This window comes from Bradyrhizobium sp. SZCCHNRI3043 (assembly GCF_032377735.1).
GTDB lineage: Bacteria > Pseudomonadota > Alphaproteobacteria > Rhizobiales > Xanthobacteraceae > Bradyrhizobium.
On the sequence record NZ_JAUHID010000022.1, the window covers coordinates 62098 to 85738 of the forward strand.

General features: G+C 65.6%; 22 protein-coding genes. 15 read left to right on the forward strand and 7 right to left on the reverse strand.

The features are described from left to right. Positions 1 to 669: 669 nt before the first annotated feature. Positions 670 to 945, forward strand: coding sequence for a hypothetical protein (locus tag QX124_RS28450; protein ID WP_315741183.1), 276 nt, complete (start codon positions 670 to 672; stop codon positions 943 to 945). A 424-nt stretch (positions 946 to 1369) separates the two neighbouring features. Here the strand turns inward: QX124_RS28450 and QX124_RS28455 are convergent, their stop codons facing one another. Then, entirely contained in the window at positions 1370 to 2737 is a 1368-nt protein-coding gene (locus tag QX124_RS28455) for a vWA domain-containing protein (protein ID WP_315798910.1), read from the reverse strand. Positions 2738 to 2743: 6 nt separating this feature from the next. Then, complete coding sequence (locus tag QX124_RS28460; protein WP_315779431.1) at positions 2744 to 3703, reverse strand: MoxR family ATPase; 960 nt, start codon at positions 3701 to 3703, stop codon at positions 2744 to 2746. 262 nt (positions 3704 to 3965) lie between these two features. Between QX124_RS28460 and QX124_RS28465 the strand changes: the two genes are divergently transcribed. From QX124_RS28465 to QX124_RS28510, 10 genes are all read left to right on the forward strand, one after another. Next, entirely contained in the window at positions 3966 to 4379 is a 414-nt protein-coding gene (locus QX124_RS28465) for a TspO/MBR family protein (RefSeq protein ID WP_315798923.1), read from the forward strand. A 248-nt stretch (positions 4380 to 4627) separates the two neighbouring features. Then, positions 4628 to 5527 (forward strand): LysR substrate-binding domain-containing protein, encoded by a 900-nt coding sequence (locus QX124_RS28470; protein ID WP_315773063.1) that lies wholly within the window; start codon positions 4628 to 4630, stop codon positions 5525 to 5527. A gap of 440 nt (positions 5528 to 5967) precedes the next feature. Beyond that, complete coding sequence (locus QX124_RS28475; protein WP_315798911.1) at positions 5968 to 7344, forward strand: MFS transporter; 1377 nt, start codon at positions 5968 to 5970, stop codon at positions 7342 to 7344. Positions 7345 to 7386: 42 nt separating this feature from the next. Then, positions 7387 to 8412 (forward strand): amidohydrolase family protein, encoded by a 1026-nt coding sequence (locus tag QX124_RS28480; RefSeq protein ID WP_315798912.1) that lies wholly within the window; start codon positions 7387 to 7389, stop codon positions 8410 to 8412. Positions 8413 to 8427: 15 nt separating this feature from the next. Then, positions 8428 to 9123, forward strand: coding sequence for a 4-carboxy-4-hydroxy-2-oxoadipate aldolase/oxaloacetate decarboxylase (ligK, locus tag QX124_RS28485; protein WP_315741189.1), 696 nt, complete (start codon positions 8428 to 8430; stop codon positions 9121 to 9123). Positions 9124 to 9129: 6 nt separating this feature from the next. Further along, on the forward strand, positions 9130 to 10068 hold the full coding sequence (locus QX124_RS28490; protein ID WP_315798913.1) for an NAD(P)-dependent oxidoreductase: 939 nt from the start codon (positions 9130 to 9132) through the stop codon (positions 10066 to 10068). Between the two features lie 8 nt (positions 10069 to 10076). Then, entirely contained in the window at positions 10077 to 10991 is a 915-nt protein-coding gene (locus QX124_RS28495; protein ID WP_315776332.1) for an amidohydrolase family protein, read from the forward strand. 12 nt (positions 10992 to 11003) lie between these two features. Next, positions 11004 to 11393 (forward strand): protocatechuate 4,5-dioxygenase subunit alpha, encoded by a 390-nt coding sequence (gene ligA, locus QX124_RS28500; protein WP_315773072.1) that lies wholly within the window; start codon positions 11004 to 11006, stop codon positions 11391 to 11393. After that, on the forward strand, positions 11394 to 12257 hold the full coding sequence (locus tag QX124_RS28505; protein WP_315773073.1) for a class III extradiol dioxygenase subunit beta: 864 nt from the start codon (positions 11394 to 11396) through the stop codon (positions 12255 to 12257). A 1-nt stretch (position 12258) separates the two neighbouring features. Continuing rightward, positions 12259 to 13230, forward strand: a complete 972-nt coding sequence (locus QX124_RS28510; protein ID WP_315798914.1) for a Gfo/Idh/MocA family oxidoreductase — start codon at positions 12259 to 12261, stop codon at positions 13228 to 13230. Positions 13231 to 13293: 63 nt separating this feature from the next. Here the strand turns inward: QX124_RS28510 and QX124_RS28515 are convergent, their stop codons facing one another. The 3 genes from QX124_RS28515 to QX124_RS28525 are packed head-to-tail and all read right to left on the reverse strand — an operon-like array spanning position 13294 to position 16191. After that, complete coding sequence (locus QX124_RS28515) at positions 13294 to 14448, reverse strand: ABC transporter substrate-binding protein (protein ID WP_315798915.1); 1155 nt, start codon at positions 14446 to 14448, stop codon at positions 13294 to 13296. Between the two features lie 24 nt (positions 14449 to 14472). Further along, the gene (locus QX124_RS28520; protein WP_315798916.1) at positions 14473 to 15324 is read right to left on the reverse strand and encodes an amidohydrolase family protein; all 852 of its coding nucleotides are present in this window, start codon (positions 15322 to 15324) and stop codon (positions 14473 to 14475) included. 24 nt (positions 15325 to 15348) lie between these two features. Then, positions 15349 to 16191 (reverse strand): shikimate dehydrogenase, encoded by an 843-nt coding sequence (locus QX124_RS28525; protein WP_315798917.1) that lies wholly within the window; start codon positions 16189 to 16191, stop codon positions 15349 to 15351. Between the two features lie 253 nt (positions 16192 to 16444). Here QX124_RS28525 and QX124_RS28530 point away from each other — a divergent pair, with 253 nt between their 5' ends. Next, positions 16445 to 17929 carry an AMP nucleosidase gene (locus QX124_RS28530; RefSeq protein WP_315798918.1) on the forward strand — a complete coding sequence of 495 codons (1485 nt, stop codon included), beginning with the start codon at positions 16445 to 16447 and terminating at the stop codon, positions 17927 to 17929. 20 nt (positions 17930 to 17949) lie between these two features. Here the strand turns inward: QX124_RS28530 and QX124_RS28535 are convergent, their stop codons facing one another. Further along, a complete protein-coding gene (locus tag QX124_RS28535) occupies positions 17950 to 18273 on the reverse strand; it encodes a helix-turn-helix domain-containing protein (protein WP_315741221.1) in 324 nt (107 codons plus the stop codon). A gap of 181 nt (positions 18274 to 18454) precedes the next feature. Between QX124_RS28535 and QX124_RS28540 the strand changes: the two genes are divergently transcribed. Beyond that, the gene (locus tag QX124_RS28540) at positions 18455 to 19573 is read left to right on the forward strand and encodes an NADH:flavin oxidoreductase (protein WP_315798919.1); all 1119 of its coding nucleotides are present in this window, start codon (positions 18455 to 18457) and stop codon (positions 19571 to 19573) included. Between the two features lie 105 nt (positions 19574 to 19678). Here QX124_RS28540 and QX124_RS28545 read toward each other — a convergent pair whose 3' ends face one another. After that, positions 19679 to 20842, reverse strand: coding sequence for a cytochrome P450 (locus QX124_RS28545; protein ID WP_315798920.1), 1164 nt, complete (start codon positions 20840 to 20842; stop codon positions 19679 to 19681). A gap of 132 nt (positions 20843 to 20974) precedes the next feature. Between QX124_RS28545 and QX124_RS28550 the strand changes: the two genes are divergently transcribed. Beyond that, the gene (locus tag QX124_RS28550; protein ID WP_315798921.1) at positions 20975 to 21889 is read left to right on the forward strand and encodes a helix-turn-helix domain-containing protein; all 915 of its coding nucleotides are present in this window, start codon (positions 20975 to 20977) and stop codon (positions 21887 to 21889) included. A 178-nt stretch (positions 21890 to 22067) separates the two neighbouring features. Next, on the forward strand, positions 22068 to 23240 hold the full coding sequence (gene pobA / locus QX124_RS28555; protein ID WP_315741202.1) for a 4-hydroxybenzoate 3-monooxygenase: 1173 nt from the start codon (positions 22068 to 22070) through the stop codon (positions 23238 to 23240). Positions 23241 to 23641: the final 401 nt, after the last annotated feature.

Here is a 23641-nt window from a genome sequence, read left to right on the forward strand (position 1 = left end):
CGACCACACCTCGGCGTGCGACATTGCCCTCTCGCGGCGCAGATGCGTCCGAGCTGTGCTGGTCTCGTTCGCCCTCCTGAAATCGAGGGCGCAGGGAAGGCCGGGTGTCCACCACACCCGCGGCCCCCGTGCGAAAAAGTGCACGGGGCAGGAACCACAGGTGGGCCGAACATTCCGGCCTTCCCTGCGCGATGGTCTGACGGCTTATACGTGGTCTCCCTGGTGCACCGGGCTTGTTGGCCACCATGGCGCGCGCAATGCGCTGGGCATTGTCACGCACGTGATACCAGCATCGGGGTATCAGGACATCACGACTTCACCGTACGCCGCTACATCACTCGTCTGCGCGAGATGCGCATGATGCAACCACGTCCATCGCAGCCTGCCCCACGTATCGTGACGACGCGTACGTCCCTCTTCGCCGAGGCAGGATGAGCGCAACCATCGTCCTGATTTGCCCGACGACACAAGGCTGTGACGCTGCGACATGGTAACGCGACGGGCAGTCACATAGCAGGTCACGGATCTCGTGCGGAGCCATTCGTGGAACGAACAAATGTGGTCGTCAGATGAGAATGTCGCCGAACGACGGACTCCGGATCGCCATGCCGCAGACAAAAACCTGTTCGAGCGTGGCAGCGCAGTGGCGGGTGAGAGCAGGGGGCAGATTTGGACTGGAAATTCTTCGTGACGACGGCGCTGGCTGCCGCCATCGGGGCTGCGGCCGGTGCATTGGCGTTGGCAAGTGCTGGTGGCGGCGGCATCGAGCATCAGGCCGACGCCAAGATGCTGGAGATCGGCGTCGCTATCCTGCGCGAGCCGGCGCGGGTGGATGATGATCCGATGCGATCATGGGCGGTGAAAGTGGTGGAGAAGAAGTCGGGTGTGAGTTTTACGGATCAGCAGCGCGCGGCGTTGCTGAAGCGGGCGGCCGGGGGACGGTAGATCAGCGATCGGCTGAATAGCGTGGGCAAAGGCGTGCCTGCGCGATTGCCTGTTTGTCGATGCTGTGTGATAGCAGCCGTGCTGACCATCTTGTGCTGATAGATTTTAGTCGGCGCGCCCCGTGGACTCGGGACCGGTGTCATCAGGTGTCAGAACCAGTTGTGCCTCACGTTCCGGCCGGTGGTTATGGGTCCCGGCGTTCGCCGGAACGACAGTTGTGAGTGGGGCGCACAGCTGTGTAGGACGGCCCCAGTCGAGCGACAACCACCGCTGTCGTCCCGGCGAACGCCGGGACCCATACCGCGGGACTTTCCTTGGGCCCGAATGGGAGAGATATCCAAGGCCCCGACGCGCTGCTCCATCATGTTGTCATTGGGAGGCGCGCAGCTTCGCTGCGCTCGCAATGACGGGGTGAGAGCGGGGGCTACTGATACGCCGACACGATATCGCTGACGGCGCGCTCCAGCTGCTGCGCGGTCGCGCAGGGGCGGACCACGTTGCAGAAGGTCTGGTAGCGCGGCATCTCGGAATCGCCCCAGCCCCAGGTCACGCGCCCTTCGGGGTTGAGCCAGACCACGCGCTTGGCGCGCTCCGAGATGGCTTTCAGGATGTCGGCGCGTGGGTCGAGCTTGTTGCTGCGGGCGTCGCCGAGCATGATCACGGTGGTCTGCGGCGTGACCGAGGCCATGAACTGCTTCTCGAAATCGACCAGCGAGCTGCCGTAGTCCGACGAGCCGAAGCCGACCTTGTCCATGATCTCGGCCATCGCCTCCTCGGCGGATTTCTGCTCCAGGATCTCGCTGACCTCGATCAGATGGCCGGAAAACGCGAACGAGCGGACGTCGCTGACGACGTCGTGCAGGCTGTGGATCAGCAGCAGGAAGAAGTCGGAGACGCGCGCGACCGAGCCGGAGACGTCGCACAGCGCCACGATCTTCGGGCGGTCGCGATGCCGCCGCTTCCACGCGGTGAGGAAGGGCACACTGCCCCAGGCGGCGTTACGCCGGAGGGTGCGGCGGACGTCGAGATGGCCGCGGCGCTGGCGCTTGCGCGGCTTGCTGTAGCGCTCGCGCAGGCGGCGGGCGATCTGCCGGATCAGCGCCCGCATCGCCGCGACCTGGCGCGGCTCAATGCGCGATAGCTGCGCGTTGCGCAGGATCTCGTGGCGCAAATTCTCGGTTTCCTCGCGGCCGTACAGTGCGAGCGCCTGCGCGACGGCATCACGCACGGTGTCGCGCAGGCCATCGAGCCCGGCCTGCAGCCGTTCGGCCAGCGCAGGATTGCTTTCGGTCAGTGCGTCCAGATCGTCGCGCAGTCGCTGGATGCCCATCGTCTCCAGCATGCGGCTGGAGAACAGGCCGCGCTGAGTGAAGTAGCGGATCTCGGAAAGGCCGACGGCGCTGGAGGCGTTGGCGATCGCAGCCGAGATCTCGGCCGTGCTCTGCGCGAGCAGCATCTGGGCAAGGGGGCCGAGCTCGGTATTCGCTTTGCCGGTCTGCTGCCCCAACGTCGGCGCTGGCTGGGCTTCGGTCTGCGCCGCCTCCTCTGATCCCTCGTTCGTCTCTGCCTGTGCCGGATCGACATGGGCGAAGAACAGGTCGAAGCAGGTGCCGAGCGCCTTCTTCTCGTCCTCGCTCTTGGCCAAGGTCAGCAGCAGGCTGTCGCGCAGCACCGTGCGATCGGACAGGCCCACGCGCGCCACTGCCCGCATCGCGTCGATGCTCTCGGCCGGCGAGACATGCACGCCGGCGCCGCGAGCGGCGCGAAAGAAGCGATGCAGGTTCTCCTGCATGAGGCCCTATCCGAAGATGTTCTGACGCTGCGCCTTGGCGACGAAGGTCGTCACCTGCGGCAGCGCCACCTCGATATCGGACTCGTATTTCAGCAGCACGTTGAGCGTATCCTTCACCACGTCATGGCCGAGCTCGGCCGCCTGCAGCAGCACCAGCACGCGGGCCCAGTCGATGGTCTCGCTGACCGACGGCTGCTTCTTCAAGTCGAGCGTGCGGATGTCGTGGATGAAGGCGACGAGCTGCCGCCGCAGGGTTTGCGAGATGCCGGGGATGCGGCTCTCGACGATGCGCTCCTCCAGCTTCTGCTCCGGGAAGCCGATGTGCAGATGCAGGCAGCGCCGCTTCAGCGCGTCGCCGAGATTGCGCTCGGAGTTGGAGGTCAGGATCACGGTCGGCGGCTTGGCGGCGGCGATGCTGCCGAGCTCGGGGATCGTGACCTGGAAGTCCGAGAGGATCTCCAGCAGCAGCGACTCGAACTCGGCGTCGGACTTGTCGATCTCGTCGATCAGCAGCACGCAGCCATCAGGCTCGAGCAGGGCCTGCAACAGCGGCCGGGGTTCGACGAATTCCTTGGAGAAGAACACGTCGCCGAAATCATGCAGCTGGGCGAGCGCCGCGTGCAGCGTCTGCGCGCCGCCGAGCACCTCGCCGAGCTTGTCCTTCAGGATCTGGGTGTAGAGCAGCTGTTTGGCGTATTTCCACTCATACAGCGCCTTGGCCTCGTCGAGCCCCTCATAGCATTGCAGCCGGATCATCTTCAGGCCGCGCCAGGCGGCGATGGCCTTGGCGAGCTCGGTCTTGCCGACGCCGGCCGGGCCCTCGACCAGGATCGGCTTGTCGATCGCCTGCGACAGGTAGACGGCGGTGGCGATCTGGCGGCTGGCGATATAGCCCTGCGCGGCGAGGCCGGCTTCGACGGCGGCGATCGAGGCGATGGCTGAAGAGGGGGCCGGGGAATCAGCCACTGATCGAACTCCGTTTCCTTGGGCAGTCGGACCTGGGGCTGACGTGATCGGCGGTCCGGTCCCTGCGATGCCCGTCAGGCGAAACCCCTGACATTTGCTGGCTTTGTGTTATGTCCTGGCTACGCGCCCGGCCCATCCTTGTCCAGTGCGGGCGCGTCGGCAGGGCAGCATGGCTGCCTGTCCCGGATCGACGGACCCCGAAAATCACGCCGAGCGGAATATGAACCGATCCATCCTGCATCTCCTCGTCCTCTTGGTTCTCGTGGTCGGAGGCGGCTGGATCATCGGCGCCTCCAACATGCCCGGCGCTTGGTACGGCTCGCTCAACAAGCCCTGGTTCACCCCGCCGGGCTGGCTGTTTCCGATCGCCTGGACCGTGCTCTACATCATGATCGCGATCGCCGGCTGGCGGACGTATGAGCGCGTCGGCAGCGGTGCGGTGATGCAGGTGTGGTGGGGCCAATTGGTCCTGAACTTCGCGTGGTCGCCGGTGTTCTTCACCGCGCATCTGATGTGGGTCGCGTTCGCGATCATCGCCAGCATGTTCGTGCTGATCGTGACCTTCATCGTCATGCAATGGCGCGACGACCGCATCGCGGCGCTGCTGTTCGTGCCCTATGCCTGCTGGGTCGCGTTTGCGTCCGCGCTGAATTTCGCGGTGAACGTGCTGAACTGAGATGGGGCTGAGTTGATGGGGCGAAGCTGTAACTTTTTGTCCGCGGCGCAGCCTCGAATTCCGCTGTCGTCCCGGCGAACGCCGGGACCCATACCGCGGACGGCCGGTTGTTGGAAAAGACTCTGCATCATCCTCCTTTGTCGACAACGAGGGCCGCTGGTTATGGGTCCCGGCGTTCGCAGGGACGACAGCGGAGGGTGGGGCAGCCGGCTGTGCATACTGAGGCATGATGTTCGAGGCCTCCAGCCATGAACCTCAAGCAGCTCGAATATTTCGTGCAGGTCGCCGAGCTCGGCTCGTTCAGCAAGGCGGCAAGCGTGCTCGACGTGGCGCAGCCGGCGCTGTCGCGGCAGGTGCGGGCGCTGGAATCCGAATTGAAGCAGCAGCTGTTCGCGCGCAACGGCCGTGGGGTGGCGCTGACGGAAGCCGGCAAGCGGCTGCTCGATCACAGCGTCGGCGTGCTGCAATTGGTGGCGCATGCGCGCGAGGATCTCGGCGCCAGCCGCGATGCGCCGGTCGGCCGCGTCACCATCGGCCTGCCGCCGAGCATCGCGCGGCAATTGACGCTGCCGCTGATCGACCGCTTCCGCAAGGAGTTTCCGGCGGCGCGGCTCGCCGTGGTCGAAGGCCTGTCGACGCATGTGGTGGAGTGGGTGACCACGGGGCGTATCGATGTCGGCATGGTCTACAATCCCGAGGCCCAGGCCGGCATCGAAATTACGCCGGTGCTGCAGGAGCCCTTGGCGCTGGTGAGCCACGCGCCGAAGGGCAAGCGCCGCGTCACCGCGCCGCTGCCGATGGCCGAGCTGTCGCGCTATCAGCTGATCATGCCGGAGCGGGTGCATGCGATGCGGCGTCTGCTGGAGACGCAAGCCGCGCTCGCCGGGATCAAGCTCGACATCGCCTGGGAAGTGTCGAGCGTGCCCTCGATCATCGACCTCGTCTGCGCCGGCTACGGCCACGCCGTGCTGACCCCGAGCGGCGTCGCCGCGTCCGGGCGCGCGAGCGAGCTCGCGATCCGTCCACTGACCGAGCCGGCGCCGACCAGCGTGCTGTGCCTCGTCACCTCGGCGCACAAGCGCCCGACGCCGCTGGCGCAGCACACGATGAAGCTGGCGACGGCGCTGATCAGGAAGCTGCCGCGGTAACTGAAGCACTCTGTATCCGCTCTACCGGTGCCGACCCTCCCCTGGAGGGGGAGGGTCGGTCGCCTGCGAAGCGGGCGAGCGGGGGTGGGGTGAAGCCACGGGCGCCGGAGCATCTGGAGAGATCACCCCACCCCGGCTCACTTGCGCTGCGCTCAAGTGAGCCGACCCTCCCAGGGGCGGGTGGAGCCCGGGGCGTCTACGTGATGCGCAGTCCGCAGCCCAGACCTGTTGAGACCCGTTCTAAAATCAGCATGGCTCACCTGATATCTTATGCCGTTTTGGAATAGCTGATAGACGCAGCCCGGCGCTGGCGCGCCCTGTCGCGCCCGGTCACATATCCCGTCAAGCCGCCGCAGGCGCAGGGCTGATCGCGCACGGACGCGCGCTCCTTGCGGACCTCGGCGAACGAGCAAGAACAGCCCCCAAGGAAAGCAGAAACGATGCAAACGACCGGCCGCGTCGACGTCCAGGCCTTTCTCGACGATCACAAGTTCTCCGCCTTCCAATGGCTGATCTTCGCGCTCGGCTTCGTCATCGTGCTGCTCGACGGCTTCGACACCGCGGCGATCGGCTTCATCGCGCCGTCGCTGCTCAAGGAGTGGGGCATCGAGAAGTCGGCGCTGGGGCCGGTGCTGAGCGCGGCCCTGTTCGGCCTTGCCGCCGGGGCGCTGTTTGCCGGTCCCGTGGCCGACCGTCTCGGCCGCAAGCTGGTGCTGGTCGGCTCGGTGCTGATCTTCGGCGTTGCCTGTCTCGCCTCGGCCTTCGCGACCAACCTGACCGAGCTCACCGTGCTCCGCTGCATCACCGGCATCGGCCTCGGCGCCGCCATGCCGAACGCCGTGACCCTGCTCAGCGAGTATTGCCCGGGCCGGCTGCGCGCCACCATGACCAATTTGATGTTCTGCGGCTTCCCGCTGGGCGCGGCCTGCGGCGGCTTCCTGGCCGCCTGGATGATCCCGCAATGGGGCTGGCGCAGCGTGCTGGTGCTCGGCGGCGTGACGCCGCTGGTGCTGACCGTGCTGCTGATCGTGATCCTGCCGGAGTCCGTGCACTATTTGCTGTCGCGCGGCGCCTCCGTCGAGCGCGTCCGCAAGGTCATGCGCAAGATCTCGGCCAAGGCATCGGACGTCGCCCAGTTCGTGATGCTCGAGCCGGAGCATGCCGAGACCACCCGGCGCGTCAACGCCACCGGCATCGGCATGGTGCTGTCGCCGGTGCTGCGCGTCGGCTCGGTGATGCTGTGGGTCACCTATTTCATGGGGCTCGTGATCTTCTACTCGCTGATCAACTGGATGCCGGTCTTGTTCAAGGATGTCGGGCTCAACCCGCAGACAGCGACCCTGATCTCGGCGCTGTTCCCGCTCGGCGGCGTCGGCGCGGTGTTCTTTGGCCTGCTGATGGACCGCTTCAACGCCAACCGCATCGTCGCGGTCGGCTACGCCCTGACCGGGGTGACGATCTTCCTGATCGGCCAGGCGGTCGGCAACATCGGCTTCCTGGTGGTGATCGTGTTCGTCGCCGGCGTCGTCATGAACACGGCGCAGTCGTCGCTGCCAGCGCTGGCCGCCTCCTTCTACCCGACCCAGGGCCGGGCCACCGGCGTGGCCTGGATGATGGGCATCGGCCGCTTCGGCGGTATTGCCGGCTCCTTCCTGGTCGCCGAGCTCACGGCCCGCCATCTGACCTTCAGCGAGATTTTCACCGTGATCGCAGTTCCCGGCTTGATCGCGGCGCTCGCCCTTGTGGTAAAGCAGGCCGTGGGACCGGGAGGCCGCGCCAGCGGCAAGGATGTCGGCAGCCCTGTGATTGCGCATTGAGCGGCGCCCCGGAAGACAGAGAAGCTTGAGGGAGAGACTGACGTGATCATCGACGTGCACGGCCATTACACGACGGCCCCGAAGGCGCTCGAAGAGTGGCGCAACCGGCAAATCGCGGGCATCAAGGATCCCTCGGTGATGCCGAAGGCCTCCGAGCTTTCGATCAGCGATGACGAGCTGCGCGAGAGCATCGAGAGCAACCAGCTCAAGAAGATGAAGGAGCGCGGCAGCGATCTCACCGTGTTCTCGCCGCGCGCGAGCTTCATGGCCCACCACATCGGCGACTTCCAGGTGTCCTCGACCTGGGCCGCGATCTGCAACGAGCTGTGCTATCGGGTCAGCAAGCTGTTCCCGGACCATTTCATCGGCGTCGCGATGCTGCCGCAGTCGCCGGGCGTCGATCCGAAGACCTGCATTCCCGAGCTGGAGAAGTGCATCAAGGAGTACGGCTTCGTCGGCATCAATTTGAACCCGGACCCGTCCGGCGGCCACTGGACCTCGCCGCCGCTGTCGGACCGGCACTGGTATCCGATCTATGAGAAGATGGTCGAGCTCGACATCCCCGCGATGATCCACGTCTCGACCAGCTGCAACGCCTGCTTCCACACCACGGGCGCGCACTACCTCAACGCCGACACCACGGCGTTCATGCAGTGCCTCACGTCCGACCTGTTCAAGGATTTCCCGACCCTGAAGTTCCTGATCCCGCATGGCGGCGGCGCGGTGCCGTATCACTGGGGCCGGTTCCGCGGCCTTGCCCAGGAGCTGAAGAAGCCGCTGTTGAAGGACCACCTGCTCAACAACATCTTCTTCGACACCTGCGTCTATCATCAGCCGGGCATCGACCTGCTGACCGGCGTGATCCCGATCGACAACATCCTGTTCGCGTCGGAAATGATCGGCGCCGTCCGTGGCATCGACCCGGAGACCGGCTTCTATTACGACGACACCAAGCGCTACATCGAGGCCGCCAAGCTGACGCCCGAGCAGCGCCACCAGATCTACGAAGGCAACGCCCGGCGCGTGTTCCCGCGGCTCGACGCCGCGTTGAAGGCCCAAGGCAAGTGATTTAGGACCAGCGAGATGAGCACCCCCATGAACAATCTCGGCATCGTCAAGAAGAGCATCACCCGCGCCGACAAGGCCGCGGTGGAGAAGCTGTCGAAATTCGGCGTCGCCACCATCCACGAGGCGATGGGCCGGGTCGGGCTGATGCAGTGCTATATGCGTCCGATCTATCCGACGGCGAAGATGTGCGGCACCGCGGTCACCGTGCTGCTGCAGCCGGGCGACAACTGGATGCTGCATGTCGCCGCCGAGCAGATCCAGCCCGGCGACGTCGTCGTCGCAGCCTGCACGGTCGAGAACACCGACGGCTTTTTCGGCGATCTCCTGGCCACCAGCTTCCGCGCCCGCGGTGCCCAGGGCCTCGTGATCGACGGCGGCGTGCGCGACGTCGCTGATCTGACCGAGATGCAATTCCCGGTGTTCTCGCGCGCAATTTCCGCACGGGGAACGGTCAAGGCTACGCTCGGCTCGGTGAACATCCCGATCGTCTGCGCCGGTGCGGCGGTCAATCCGGGCGACGTGATCGTCGCCGACGTCGACGGCATCGTCGTCGTGCCGGCCGCGGTCGCTCATCAGGCCGCAGATGCCGCCGCCGCGCGCGAGGCCAACGAGGCCGACAAGCGCGAGAAGCTGGCGTCCGGCGTGCTCGGCCTCGACATGTACAAGATGCGCGAGCCGCTGGCGAAGGCCGGGCTCAAATATATCGATTGAGCAGCAATGACCGCAGCGTCCAACCCAAGTCCTTCTAACCGATGGCATGTCGGGCTGATCGGCTACGGCGAGGTTGGCAAGATCCTCGCCGAGGATCTGCGCAAGGATGGCGTGCGCGTCTCCGCCTACGACGTGAAGTTGGCTGACGCTAGGGGCGACGCGATGCGCAGCCACGCCGCTGAAATCGGCGTGACGCTCGCAGCCTCGCATGCCGAGCTGGCAGCGCAGGCCGACTTCATCGTCTCCGCGGTCACCGCGAGCCAAGACGTGGCGGTGGCGGATGCCTGTGCTGCGACCATCAAGCCGGGCGCCTGGTTCCTCGACTTCAATTCAGCCTCGCCCGGCGCCAAGCAGCGCGCCGCCGCGCTGATCGACGGCGCCGGTGGACGCTATGTCGAAGGCGCCGTCATGACGTCGGTGCCGCCCTATCGCATCACGGTGCCGCTGCTGCTCGGCGGCTCCGGCGCGCGCGAACTGGCGCCGCTGCTCAACGATCTCGGCTTCGCCGCGAAGTTCGCCAGCGACAAGCTGGGCGTGGCCTCGGCGACCAAGATGTGCCGCAGCATCATGATCAAGGGCTTGGAGGCGATGGTGATCGAGAGCTTCACCACCGCGCGCGCGTATGGCGTCGAGGATGCGGTGCTGGCCTCGTTGAAGGAGACGTTTCCCGGCATCGACTGGGATAAGCAGGGCGCCTATTTCTTTCAGCGCGTGATCGAGCATGGCCGCCGCCGCGCCGAGGAGGTAAGGGAGGTCGCCGAGACCGTGCGCGACATCGGGCTGACGCCGTGGTCGGCGGAAGGCACCGCCGAGCGCCAGGCCTGGGTCGCCGATCTCGCCGATGACGGCCTGTTCGGCACGCGCGGCAGCAAGGAGTTCGCGCGCAGCCCGGACTGGCGCACCGAGGCCGATCGCATTCTCAACAAGATCAAGTCCAAGGAGTAGGGAACCTCATGGAGTTCCAGAAGACCCCGGGATGGCTCGACTGGTACGACGGCCCGTCGAAGCCGCGCTTCAAGGTGCCGGCCGGCAGCGTCGATGCGCATTGCCACGTGTTCGGCCCTGGCGCCGAATTCCCTTATGCGCCCGAGCGCAAGTATACCCCCTGCGACGCCTCCAAGCAGCAGCTCTATGCGCTGCGCGACCATCTCGGCTTCGCCCGCAACGTCGTGGTGCAGGCGACCTGCCACGGCGCCGACAACCGCGCCATGGTCGATGCGCTCGTGCATTCCAACGGCAAGGCCCGCGGCGTCGCCACGGTGAAGCGCAGCGTCAGCGACGCCGAGCTGCAGGCGATGCACGACGCCGGCGTGCGCGGCGTCCGCTTCAACTTCGTCAAGCGCCTGGTCGACTTCACGCCCAAGGATGAGCTCATCGAGATCGCCAACCGCATCAACAAGCTCGGCTGGCACGTCGTGATCTACTTCGAAGCCGTCGACCTGCCGGAGCTGTGGGACTTCTTCACCTCGCTGCCGACCACCGTCGTCGTCGACCACATGGGTCGTCCCGATGTGACCAAGCCGGTCGATGGTCCCGAGTTCGAGCTGTTCGTGAAGTTCATGCGCGAGCACGGCAACGTCTGGTCCAAGGTGAGCTGCCCGGAGCGTCTCTCGGTCAAGGGACCGCCGGCGCTGAACGGCGAGCAGAACGCCTATCGCGACGTGGTGCCGTTCGCCAGGCGCATCGTCGAGACCTTCCCGGATCGCGTGCTGTGGGGCACCGACTGGCCGCATCCGAACCTGAAGGACCACATGCCCGACGACGGCCTCCTGGTCGATTTCATTCCGCATATCGCTGTCACGCCGGAGCTGCAGCACAAGCTCCTGGTCGACAATCCGATGCGGCTTTACTGGCCGGACGAATCCTGAAGGAGAGAAGCGATGTCGCTCGACAAACCCTATACCGACGTTCCCGGCACGACCATCTTCGACGCGGACATGTCGCGGATGGGTTATCACCTCAACCAGTTCTGCATGTCGCTGATGAAGGCGGAGAACCGCGCCCGCTTCAAGGCCAACGAGCGTGCCTATCTCGACGAATGGCCGATGACCGAGGAGCAGAAGCAGGCCGTGCTCGACCGCGACCTCAACCGCTGCATTTCGCTCGGCGGCAACATCTACTTCCTCGCCAAGATCGGTGCGACCGACGGCAAGAGCTTTCAGCAGATGGCCGGCAGCATGACCGGCATGACCGAAGATCAATATCGCGACATGATGATCAAGGGCGGCCGCTCGGTCGAGGGCAACCGCTACACCGGGGAGAAGAAGTAAATGGCCCATATCTCCGCAAGCGTCTTCACCTCGCACGTGCCGGCAATCGGCGCCGCGCTCGACCTTGGCAAGACCGGCGAGGACTATTGGAAGCCGGTGTTCGCCGGCTACGACTTCGCCAAGCAGTGGGAGAAGGAGCAGAAGCCCGACGTCGTGTTCCTGGTCTTCAACGACCACGCCACCGCCTTCAGCCTGGAGATGATCCCGACCTTCGCGATCGGCACTGCGGCCGAATATCAGCCGGCCGACGAGGGCTGGGGTCCGCGTCCCGTGCCGAAGGTGATCGGCCATCCCCGGCTCGCTGCGCACATCGCGCAGTCGGTGATCCAGGACGATTTCGACCTCACGATCGTCAACAAGATGGACGTCGACCACGGCCTCACCGTGCCGCTGAGCCTGATCTTCGGCCAGGTGGATGCCTGGCCGTGCCCGGTGATCCCGTTCGCGGTCAACGTCGTGCAATATCCGGTGCCGTCGGGCCGCCGCTGCTTCATGCTGGGCAAGGCGATCCGCAAGGCGATCGAGAGCTATGACGAGCCGCTCAACGTGCAGATCTGGGGCACCGGCGGCATGAGCCACCAGTTGCAAGGGCCGCGCGCCGGCTTGATCAACCGCGAGTGGGACAACGCCTTTCTGGACCGACTGATCAACGATCCGGAAGGGCTGTCGAAGGTGCCGCACATCGAATACGTGCGCGAGGCCGGCAGCGAGGGCATCGAGCTCGTGATGTGGCTGATCGCGCGCGGCGCCATGAGCGACGTCAACGAAGCCAAGAAGGGCAACGCGCCGACCGTGCGTCACCGCTTCTACCATGTGCCGGCCAGCAACACCGCCGTCGGCCATCTGATCCTGGAGAACAACTGATATGGCCAAAGACGGTTCTAAGACCATCAAGGTCGCGCTCGCCGGCGCCGGCGCCTTCGGCATCAAGCATCTCGACGGCATCAAGAACATCGACGGTGTCGAGGTGGTGTCGCTGGTCGGGCGCCGCTTCGACCAGACCAAGGAAGTCGCCGACAAATACGGCATCAAGCACGTCTCGACCGAACTCGCCGACAGCCTGAAGCTGCCGGAGGTTGACGCCGTCATTCTCTGCACGCCGACCCAGATGCATGCGGCGCAGGCGATCGACTGCCTCAAGGCCGGCAAGCATGTTCAGGTCGAGATCCCGCTCGCCGACTCGCTCAAGGATGCGCAGCAGGTCGTCGAGCTGCAGAAGGAGACTGGGCTGGTCGCGATGTGCGGCCACACTCGCCGCTTCAATCCCAGCCACCAGTTCGTGCACAAGAAGATCAAGGCCGGCGAATTCCACATCCAGCAGATGGATGTGCAGACCTACTTCTTCCGCCGCACCAACATGAACGCGCTGGGCCAGCCGCGCAGCTGGACCGATCACCTCTTGTGGCACCACGCCGCGCACACCGTCGACCTGTTCGCCTATCAGGCGGGCTCGCCGATCGTGAAGGCCAATGCTGTGCAGGGACCGATTCATCCCAACCTCGGCATTGCCATGGACATGTCGATCCAGCTCAAGACCGCCAATGGAGCGATCTGCACCTTGTCGCTGTCGTTCAACAATGACGGCCCGCTCGGAACTTTCTTCCGCTACATCGGCGACACCGGCACCTACATCGCCCGCTACGACGATCTGGTGAACGGCAAGGAAGAGAAGATCGACGTCTCCAAGGTCGATGTCTCCATGAACGGCATCGAGCTGCAGGACCGCGAGTTCTTCGCCGCGATCCGCGAGGGCCGCGAGCCCAACGCCTCCGTGGCCCAGGTGCTGCCCTGCTACCAGGTGCTGCACGATCTCGACGAGCAGCTCGCCAAGGGCTGACACTATCCCTCCTCGCGTGGTAGGCGCGGGGAGGGGACTTCCCAGGCGCGGCCCCGCGGCCGCTTATGGCGCCTTGGACGGCTTCAGCTTCGGCAGCGTCGCGACAATCTTCTGCTTGCCGTCGACGATCTCGGCCAGGAAGCTCTCACGGTCGATGTCGCCGTTCTGGTCCCAGCTTGCCTCCATCAGCATGCCCGGTGCCTTGTCCGGCGTCAGCGTCAATCCCTTCATGGTGGCGCCGAAAGCGTGGCCGTCGAACTTGCCGATCATCTCGGTCACGTATTTGATGAGATAGACCGCGGTATAGCCTTTGATGCCGTTATGGTCGGGCCAGTAGCGGTAGCGCTCGTTGAACTTCTTCGCAAAGGCCTGGATGGCTGGGACCGGCGCATCCGCGCTCAGGCCGACATGGCCGCGCACGCCGTTGGCGGCGGGGCCTGCGAGCTCCACGACCTTCTGACTGAGCAGCGTCGTCTCTCCGAACAGCGGCACCGACAATCCCTGACGTTTGGCCTCGATCAGGAAACGCGCGCTTTCTTCCTCGTTGGTGTAGACGAAGATCGCGTCGGCCTTGACGTTCTTCAGCTTGATCACGTCCGAGCCGAAATCGACCTGGCCCTGCTCGGTCGAAATGTCCGACACCACCTCGATGCCGCGGGTCTTCATCTCCTTGACGAAGCTGTCGCGGCCGCCTTTGCCGAAATCGTTATTCACCCAGACCACGGCGACCGATTTCACCTTCAGCTGGTCGTGCAGATAGTTGGCGATCTTCGGCATGCTGAACTGCTGGCCGAAGGCGGTGCGGAAGATCCAGGGGTTGCCCTGCGTGGTGATGTCGGCCGCCTCGGCGCCGACGATCTGTGGCACCTCGGCCTGCTGCGTCAGCGCCATGTTGACCTTGACCGAGCCGGAGTAGATCGGACCGAGCACGACGTAAGGCTCGCGGTCGAGCACCTTCTGGACCTGGGCGCGGGAGACGCCGGGATTGCTCTGGGTGTCGAGATGCTCGGTCGCGATCTTGCGGCCGAGAATACCGCCAGCGGCATTGATTTCGTCGACCGCAAGCGCGACGCCATCGCGCCAGTTCGTCCCCGACACCGCGCCTGGGCCCGACAGCTCGACGACGTCCGGAATGTAGACAGTGTTCTCGGCATGCGCATGGAAGCCCCACAGCGAAGCGGCCAGCGCAACGCCGCTCAGTCGTCCCAGATGTCTCACGATATCCTCCCCCTTGTTTTTTGCTTATGGTGACGAACTCATCGGTATCTCTGCAAAGCCCAGCAGCCGCGATGGCGTTCGCCATAGCAGCCGATGCTGGTCGTTGGGATCTGGAAAGATTGCGGTGATGCCGGCCAGCAGCGGCCCGTAGTCGAGCCGTTCAGGCGCACGCAGGAAAGGCCAGTCCGAGCCCCAGACGCAACGATCGAGCGTGAAGGCATCGACGAGCGCGGCGATGAACGGCCACGTATCGGCGTAGGGATAGGGCTGCCGCGCGAACTTGTAGTAGCCGGATAGCTTCACATAGGCATCACGCTCGCGGCCGAGTGCGAGCAGCGCCTGGAAGGCGGCGCGCTGCAGCCCGTGTTCGACGGCAGGCCGGCCGCAGTGATCGAACACGAGACGGACTTTTGACCTTTCAATGAGCGGCAGCAAGTCGAGCAGTTGATCCTGCTCGACCTGGACCTGCAGAAACAGATCGAGGTCGGTCAGCTTGTCCAGCAGCGGCGCGGCGTCACGGTAATAGTCGGTGCCATGAAACGGCACGTTGAAGGCGACGCCGATGACGCCTGCGGCCTTCAACTGCTCCAGTTCCCCGATGTCGACGTCCTTCTCGACGACCGCGACGCCCTTGAACCTGCCATCTCCGAGCCTGAGTGTGTCGAGCAGGATGCGGCTGTCGAAGCCATAGCCGGAATTGGTCGCGACGATCAGCGCGTGCCGGACGTCGAAGACGTCGAGCACGCGAATGAGATGCGCGGCGGGCGCAATTTCCTGGCCGGTCGGACGATAGGGCGTATCCGGCGCGTAGGGGAAGCGCGCGGGATCGATGGCGTGGATGTGGCAATCGATCCTGGGGCCTGCCGGAAGTGCCATGGTCGAGCCCTCTCTGACCGACGTTCAGAACGTCGCTTGAATGGCCTTGATCAGCGCGGGCGTCACGTCCGGCAGCACTCCGAACCACGCCTGGAAGGCCAGGCGCGCCTGGTTGAGGAGCAGGCCAAGGCCGTTCACCGTCGTGCAGCCGCGGACGCGAGCGTCCGCGAGGAAGGGCGTCTCCAGCGGCGTGTAGATCAGGTCTGCCACGAGCGTCTTGGCTGAGAGCCGCCCCAGATCGATCTCCAGCGCCGGCTTACCGATCATGCCGCGATCGGTGCTGTTGATCAGCAGCGCGACGTCGGCCACCGCCGCCGAGCGGTCCTCCCACGCCACCGTGCTGATCGCCGACCCGAACTCGGCCGCAATGGCCTGTGCCTTCTCGGCGGTGCGGTTGCTGATGCGGATGTCGCGGGCGCCGTTCTCCAGCAGCGCCACCACCACCGCGCGCGCAGCGCCGCCGGCGCCGAGCAAGAGAATAGGACCTTCGTCGGCGCGCCAGTCCGGCCTGGCGTCGCGCAGGCTCTGGACAAAGCCGTTGCCGTCATTGTTGAAGCCGCTCAGCGTGCCGTCGGATTCGACGACAATGGTGTTGACGGCGCCGATGCGGCGTGCGGTTTCGTTCACCCGATCGAGCAGCGGCATCGCCGTCTGCTTGTGCGGCATGGTGACGTTGCAGCCGCGAAAGCCGAGTGCCACCAGTCCTGCGAGCGCATCCTTCAGCCGCTCCGGCTGAACCGCGAGCGGCACATAGGCGCCGCGCAGGCCGTGCGCGTTGAGCCAGAAATTGTGGATCGTGGGGGAGCGGGAGTGAGTAACGGGCATGCCGATGACGCCGGCCAATCCGAATCCATTCGCGTGCAACATGGTTGCGCTATGATCTCCCACCCTTCAGACCTCGGCCTGTCTCGGCCAATGTGAAACCGTCTTATGAGCAATGACGCGCACAGGCAATTGAAACATTCGACCACAAATCCTTGTCGCAATGCAGCGCATCGTGGCTCAATGTCCAGTTCATGGGCGTCATCGCGTGACCCGCCCCCTGGGCAAAGCCAGGGGTGATTTCTATGATTGCGCAAGTCTGCCTCGACGACCGTCCGCCGGACCCAAAGGATCGCCATTGACTGTCCAATCTCCGCCACCCGTGGCAACAGAAACCTTCACCGACGCGGCCGCCGCGGTGGCCCGGCTCGAGGAGATCTACGAGCGCAATACCGCTTTCCTGCGCGGCCATTTCGAGGCCTATGCCAACGGCGTCGTGCCCGCGACACGGATCCGCGCTACCTATCCCTTCGTGCGGCTGACCACCGCAAGTCACGCCCGGCTCGACTCGCGTCTCGCCTACGGCTTCGTTGCGGGTCCTGGCGCGCACGAGACCAGCGTGACGCGGCCGGATCTGTTCCGGTCGTACCTGACCCAGCAGATCCGCCTGCTGATCGAAAACCACGGCGTGCCGGTCGAGATCGGCGAGTCGGCTGAGCCGATCCCGGTCCATTTCGCCTATCGGCGCGACATCAACATCGAGACGGCGCTGCCGCATCACGAGAGCCCGCTGGTGACGCGCTCCTTGCGCGACGTGTTCGACGTGCCGGATCTGTCGACCATGGACGACGCCATCGCCGACGGCACGCTCGAGCTGACGCCGGGCATGCCGGAGCCGCTGTCGCTGTTTCGCGCCGCGCGCGTCGACTACTCGCTGCGCCGTCTCTATCACTACACCGGGACCGATCCCGACCACTTCCAGAACTTCGTGATCTTCACGAACTACCAGTTCTACGTCGATGCCTTCGCGGATTGGGGCCGTCAGCAGCTCGCGGCGGGGCAGGGCGCCGCCGAGACGTTCGTCGAGCCGGGCAACGTCATCACGCGCAATGCGCGGCTCGGCGGCGGCACGACAGGCGCGGCGCCGGCGCGCACGCCGCAGATGCCGGCCTTTCACCTGGTCGAGCCCGGGCACCAGGGCATTACCCTGATCAACATCGGCACCGGGCCCTCGAACGCACGCAACGTCACCGACCACATCGCGGTGCTGCGGCCGCATGCGTGGCTGATGGTCGGCCATTGTGCGGGTCTTCGCAACACGCAGCGGCTCGGCGACTATGTGCTGGCGCACGGCTATGTCCGAGAGGATCATGTGCTGGACCAGGAGCTGCCACCCTGGGTGCCGATCCCGGCGCTTGCGGAGGTGCAGGTCGCACTGGAAGAGGCCGTCGAGGCGGTCACCGGCTTTTCCGGTTTCGAGCTGAAGCGGCTGATGCGCACCGGCACCGTCGCCAGCGTCGACAATCGCAACTGGGAGATCAGCGGTCCGGCGGTGATCCGGCGGCTGTCGCAATCGCGCGCCATCGCGCTCGACATGGAGTCGGCAACGATCGCGGCCAATGGCTATCGCTTCCGCGTGCCTTACGGCACGTTGCTCTGCGTGTCCGACAAGCCGCTGCATGGCGAGATCAAGCTGGCGGGCATGGCGGGCGACTTCTATCGGCAGCGCGTCGGCCAGCATCTCCAGATCGGGCTGAAGGCGCTGGAGCTCCTGAAACACCAGGAGTCGGAGCGGCTGCATTCGCGCAAGCTGCGCAGTTTCGCCGAAGTCGCATTTCAATAGCGGCCCGTGGCCGTCTGGGATCAGCGGCCCCGGCGCCCGTCGAACGCCTGACGCGCCTGCTCGACCTCCGGCATCTTGGCGATGGTCCAGGCGTAGAGCGCGCGGAACGGCGGCTGCAGGGTACGGCCGAGCGGTGTGATCTCGTACTGAACCGCGACCGGCGAGTCCGCGATCACCTCGCGGGCGACGAGGCCGTTGCGCTCCAGCCGGCGCAGGCACTGCGTCAGCGCCTTCTGGGTGACGCCCTCGAGCTGCTTCTTGATCGCGTTGAAGCGCAGCGGTCCGGAGTCGAGCACCGCCAACACCATCATCGACCATTTGTCGGCGATCTGGTCGATCAGCACCCGGCTCGGGCATTCCGACGAGAAGTGCTGCGGCTTGCAGCGGAGCGGGGCGGTCTCTGATGTCGACGTGGCGGTCACGACAGCGGTTTCCTCGGATATACCTGAGCGACTTTGGGTGCCTGATTGACTTCAGGTTTACGAAGTATACTGGAGCGGTTCCGAACGCAATGGAGCCCTCTGAATGTCCGATCTCGATACCAGCGTGCTGTTTCGTCCCTTCCGCCTGAAGACGCTGGAGCTGAAGAACCGCATCGTCATGGCGCCGATGACCCGCAATGCGGCGCCGAACGGCATTCCCGGCGAGGCCAACGCCGCTTATTACCGCCGCCGCGCCGAAGGTGGCGTGGGGCTGATCCTCACCGAGGGCACGGTCGTCAACCGCCCGGCCTCGCGCAACGAGCCCAATATTCCCTTCTTCCACGGCGATGCTGCGCTGGCCGGCTGGCAGAGCGTCGCCACGGCCGTGCACGCCGCCGGCGGCCGCATCGCGCCACAGATCTGGCACACAGGCTCGACCAGGGGCATGAGCCGCTGGGAGCCCGATGCGCCGGTCGAGAGCCCGTCCGGGCTGGTTGCGCCGGGCAAGCCGCGCGGCAACGCGATGAGCGAGAACGACATTGCCGACACCGTCGCCGCATTCGCGCAAGCCGCGGCCGATGCCAAGCGGGTCGGCTTCGACACCGTCGAGATCCACGGTGCGCACGGCTATCTGATCGATGAGTTCTTCTGGTCCGGCACCAACCAGCGCGAGGACCGCTATGGTGGCGCCACCATCAAGGAGCGCTCGCGCTTCGCTGGCGAGGTCGTCGCCGCGATCCGCAAGGCGGTGGGTCCCGATTTCCCGATCATCCTGCGCGTCAGCCAATGGAAGCAGCAGGACTACGCGGCGCGGCTCGCCGAGACGCCGGCGCTGATGGCCGACTGGCTGCAGCCGCTGGTCGCGGCCGGCGTCGACATCCTGCACTGTTCGCAGCGCCGTTTCTGGGAGCCGGAATTCCCGGACGTGGACGGCGAGAAGGGCCTGAACTTTGCCGGCTGGGCCAAGAAGATCACGGGGGCTGCGACCATCAGCGTCGGCTCGGTCGGCCTGTCCGATGAATTCTTCTCGGCGTTTGCCGGCAAGCCGTCGACGACGGCCGATCTCGACGCGCTGCTGGAGCGCATGGCCAAGGAGGAGTTCGACCTCATTGCGGTCGGCCGCGCGCTGATCAGCGATGCCGAATGGGTCGCGAAGATCAAGTCCGGCGACAAGGCGGGCCTGAAGGGCTTCAGCGCGGCGGATCTCGGCGCGCTGGTGTAAGCTCTTGTCGACCCGTTGGTGCCCCTCGCCCGGCGCAAGCGGGGCGAGGGGGCGTACCGTCAGCGAGGCGCGAGCTCGAGCCTGCCATCCCGTCCTTGCGACGGACTAATGCACCGTCAGCTCGAGATACATCGGGCTGCGGAAGGTCGAGGACGGCATCCAGGGCAGTTGCTCCTGGGTGCGGCGATAGTCCGGCACGACCTTGTGCAGCTCGTCGAACGCGATCCTGATCGCCATGCGCGCGATCGCCGAGCCCAGACAGGCGTGCACGCCGCCGCCGAAACCGAGATGGCCGCGCGGTTTCCGCGTGATGTCGTAGACATCCGGATTGGGAAACTGCCGCTCGTCGCGATTGGCGGAGCCGTAGGCGAGGCAGACGAAATCGCCCGCGCGCATGGTCTGCCCGTGCAAGGTGACGTCCTTCTGCAGGCAGCGGCGGAAGCGCTGCGCCGAGGTGTTGAAGCGCAGCGACTCTTCCACGGCGTCCGCCATCAGGTCGGGATTGGCGACGACGGCCCGGCGCGCCTCGGCGTGATCGGCGAGATTGTACGCCAGCATCGTCATGAAACCGCCGAGCGACTCGATGCCGGCCATGATCAGCGTTGTCGTCGTCAGCAGCACCTCGCGCTCGTCGAGCTTGTCGCCGTCGATCTCGGCCATGCTGAAATGCGAGATCAAGTCGTTCTGCGGCCGCGCGCGGCGCTCCGCGATGATGCCGGCCGCATAGTCCTGCATCCAGTTGTAGGCTGCGATGTGCTGCGGTCCCTTGGCGCGGCTCACCGGATCGCTCTGCACCATCAGCACCGCCTTGTCGCGCACAGTCTGCTCGTCGCCGAGCGGCAGGCCGAGCGCGGCGAACAGCACGCGCACGGTGAATTTCGAGGAGAACGCCTCGATGAAGTCGAACCGGTCCTGGCCGCGCAGCGCCTCGGCGCAGTCGCGCGCGATGTCGCGGATCGGGCCTGACAGGCTCTCCAGATTGCGCTTCATGAAGGCATGCTGGACGAGGCCGCGCAGCCGGTCGTGGCGCGGCGGGTCGGTGGTGCCGAGCGTCGCGCCGGCGCGGTTCGGCAGCTCGGTCATCAGGTTGCCCTTGGCCGACGAATAGGTCTGCCAGTTCGTTCCGGCCGCCGCCACATCGGCATAGCGCGACAGAATCCACACCTGGGCCTGCGGGCTCCAGAAGCAGGGGTGCTCGTCGCGCAGCGTCTTGTAGAATGGGAACGGGTCGGCATCGACCGCAGGCGAATACGGGTCGAACGCGAACATGTTGGGCCTCCTCTCCATTGAGTGTGGTCGTTGTTGTTCTTTTCACTGATCTAGCCGAGCCGTGGCCGCGGCGTGAGACACGAAAGCCGGCCAAGACTTGTACTTTTCCGACATTCAGGTTAGCTCTCGCTCATGCCCCGCTTTCGCACCAAGCCGTCGATCCCGGCCTTCGCGCTCTACGGCGAAGCGTCGGCCGCGCAGCCGGACATGCTGCATGTCGAGCCGATCCAGGTGCGCAGCAAGCTGTATCGCTGGGAGATCGAGGCGCATACGCACCAGGGCCTGCACCAGATCCTCTGGGTCGCTGCCGGTCCAGCCGAGATCGCCTTGGACGAAAGCCGCGAGCGCTGTACCGGCCCGGTCGCCGTGATCATTCCGCCCGGCGTGGTCCATGCCTTCCGCTTCTCGCGCGACACCGACGGCTATGTGCTGACGTTCAATCCGCGGGCGGTGGTGGAGGGCGATGTGCCGGCGACCGGCGAGGCGCTGCGCGACCTGTTCGCAACCGCGCAGATCCTGCATCTCGATGCGCAGGCGGTCGCGACGCGACGCATTGGCGCGCTGTTCGTCGACCTCGCCGACGAGTTCGCCGCGGCCGATTCCGCGGCCTCACCGGTGCCGCATTGGCTCGGTCGCTCGATCGTGTGGCGGCTGGCGCAGCAGAGCGCGCGGCAGTCGCAAGGCGCGCGGCGCGGCAGCGGGCATGCGGCGCTGTTCACCCGCTTCATCGTGCTGGTCGAGGCGCATCACCGCGATCACTGGTCGGTGGCGCGCTACGCCGACGAGCTCGGCATGACGCCGGAGCGGCTCAATCGGTTGACGCGGGCTGAGACCGGCCAGTCCGCGCTCGACATCGTGCATGCGCGGCTGGCGCGCGAGGCGTGCCGGCGGCTCACCTATATTGCAGCGCCGGTGTCGAAGCTGGCGTTCGAGCTCGGTTTCAAGGACCCGGCCTATTTCTGCCGCTTCTTCAAGCGGCACACCGGGGCGAGCCCGCGCGACTATCGCCGTGCGATGGGGGTGGGGGACGGCGCGGCGCCGCCGTAAGGGTGATCGGCGCCGCCCGATACCACCTTCGCATTCGTTTTGCATCGCGGCATGGTGTCGGAAAAGTGCAAGAGAATGCCGCGTCCATCCAAGTGATCCCAGCACATTCCTTGCTAAAATCAGCGATTGAAAAGCATACCCAACAAGCCTGCGTCTGCGAATCCGGGAGAACACGCCCATGAAAGTCCAAGTCTGCATCATCGGCGGAGGCCCGTCGGGCCTGATGCTGTCGCAGCTCCTGCACCTGCAGGGCATCGATACGATCATCCTGGAGAAATCCAGCCGCGACTACGTGCTGTCGCGCATCCGCGCTGGCGTGCTCGAGCACGGCTTTGCCGAGCTGATGCGCGAGGCGCAGTGCGGCGAGCGCATGGACCGCGAGGGCGAGATTCATCACGGCTTCTACATCGCCCATGACGGCAAGCTCGACCGCGTCGACCTGCACAAATATTCCGGCGGCAACTCGGTGATGGTCTACGGCCAGACCGAGCTGACGCGCGATCTCTACGAGGCCCGCGACAAGCTCGGCGGCAAGGTCGTGCACAACGCGACCGACGTGACGCCGCACGACATCGCCTCCGACAAGCCTTACGTCACCTACCGTCAGGACGAAGAGGTCGTCCGCATCGACTGCGACTACATCATCGGCGCCGACGGCTTCCACGGCGTCAGCCGCAAATCGATCCCGCACGACAAGCTGACGGAATACGAGCGGGTGTATCCGTTCGGCTGGCTCGGCGTGCTGTCGCGCACCAAGCCCGTGTCGCCGGAATTGATCTATGCCAAGCACGAGCGGGGCTTCGCGCTGTGCTCGCTGCGCTCGCAGGTGCTGAGCCGCTACTATGTCCAGGTGCCGCTCACCGACAAGGTCGAGGACTGGAGCGACGATGCGTTCTGGGAGGAGCTGAAGCGCCGGCTGCCGGCGGAGATCGCGGCCAAGCTGATCACCGGGCCCTCGATCGAGAAGAGCATCGCGCCGCTGCGCAGCTTCGTCGCCGAGCCGATGCGCTACGGCCGGCTGTTCCTCGCCGGCGACGCCGCCCACATCGTGCCGCCGACCGGTGCGCGCGGGCTGAACTCGGCTGCGTCCGACATCTACTATCTCTATCATGCGCTGCTCGATCACTACAAAAAGGGCGACGACCGCGGCATCGACGGCTATTCGCAGCGGGCGCTGGCGCGGATCTGGAAGGCGCAGCGCTTCTCCTGGTGGATGACGACGCTCTTGCATCGTTTCCCCGACCGGTTGTCCTACGACGACAGACTGCAGGACACCGAGCTCGCTTATCTGTTCTCGTCGGAGGCCGCGCAGCGGTCGCTGGCGGAGAACTATGTCGGACTGCCGTTCTAGCGAGGTCAACGCGACGCGTTTCGCCTGCGCTGCTTGATGGCACCACGCATCAGTAGCCTCGCTGTCGTCCCGGCGAACGCCGGGACCCATACCCCCAGGGAGCGGTTTGAGGCAGGCTGCGATTGGCTTTGTGCCCATCATGACTGCCGCGGGGTATGGGTCCCGGGTCGGCGCCGTGACGCGCTTCGCGCCTCACGGCTTGCCCGGGACGACGGTTGGGATAGATCGGATTCACGTCTCAAACAGCGCAGGCAGGACGTGGCAACGCGGTCTCGCGGCACATGATGCCCGAGGTCTGCGATCAACTCGGCCCTCCCAAAATCGAGAGGGCGCAGGGAATGCCGGGTGAAGGCCTCACCCATGGCCCGCCTGCGAAAAAAATGCAGGCGGCAGGTACCACA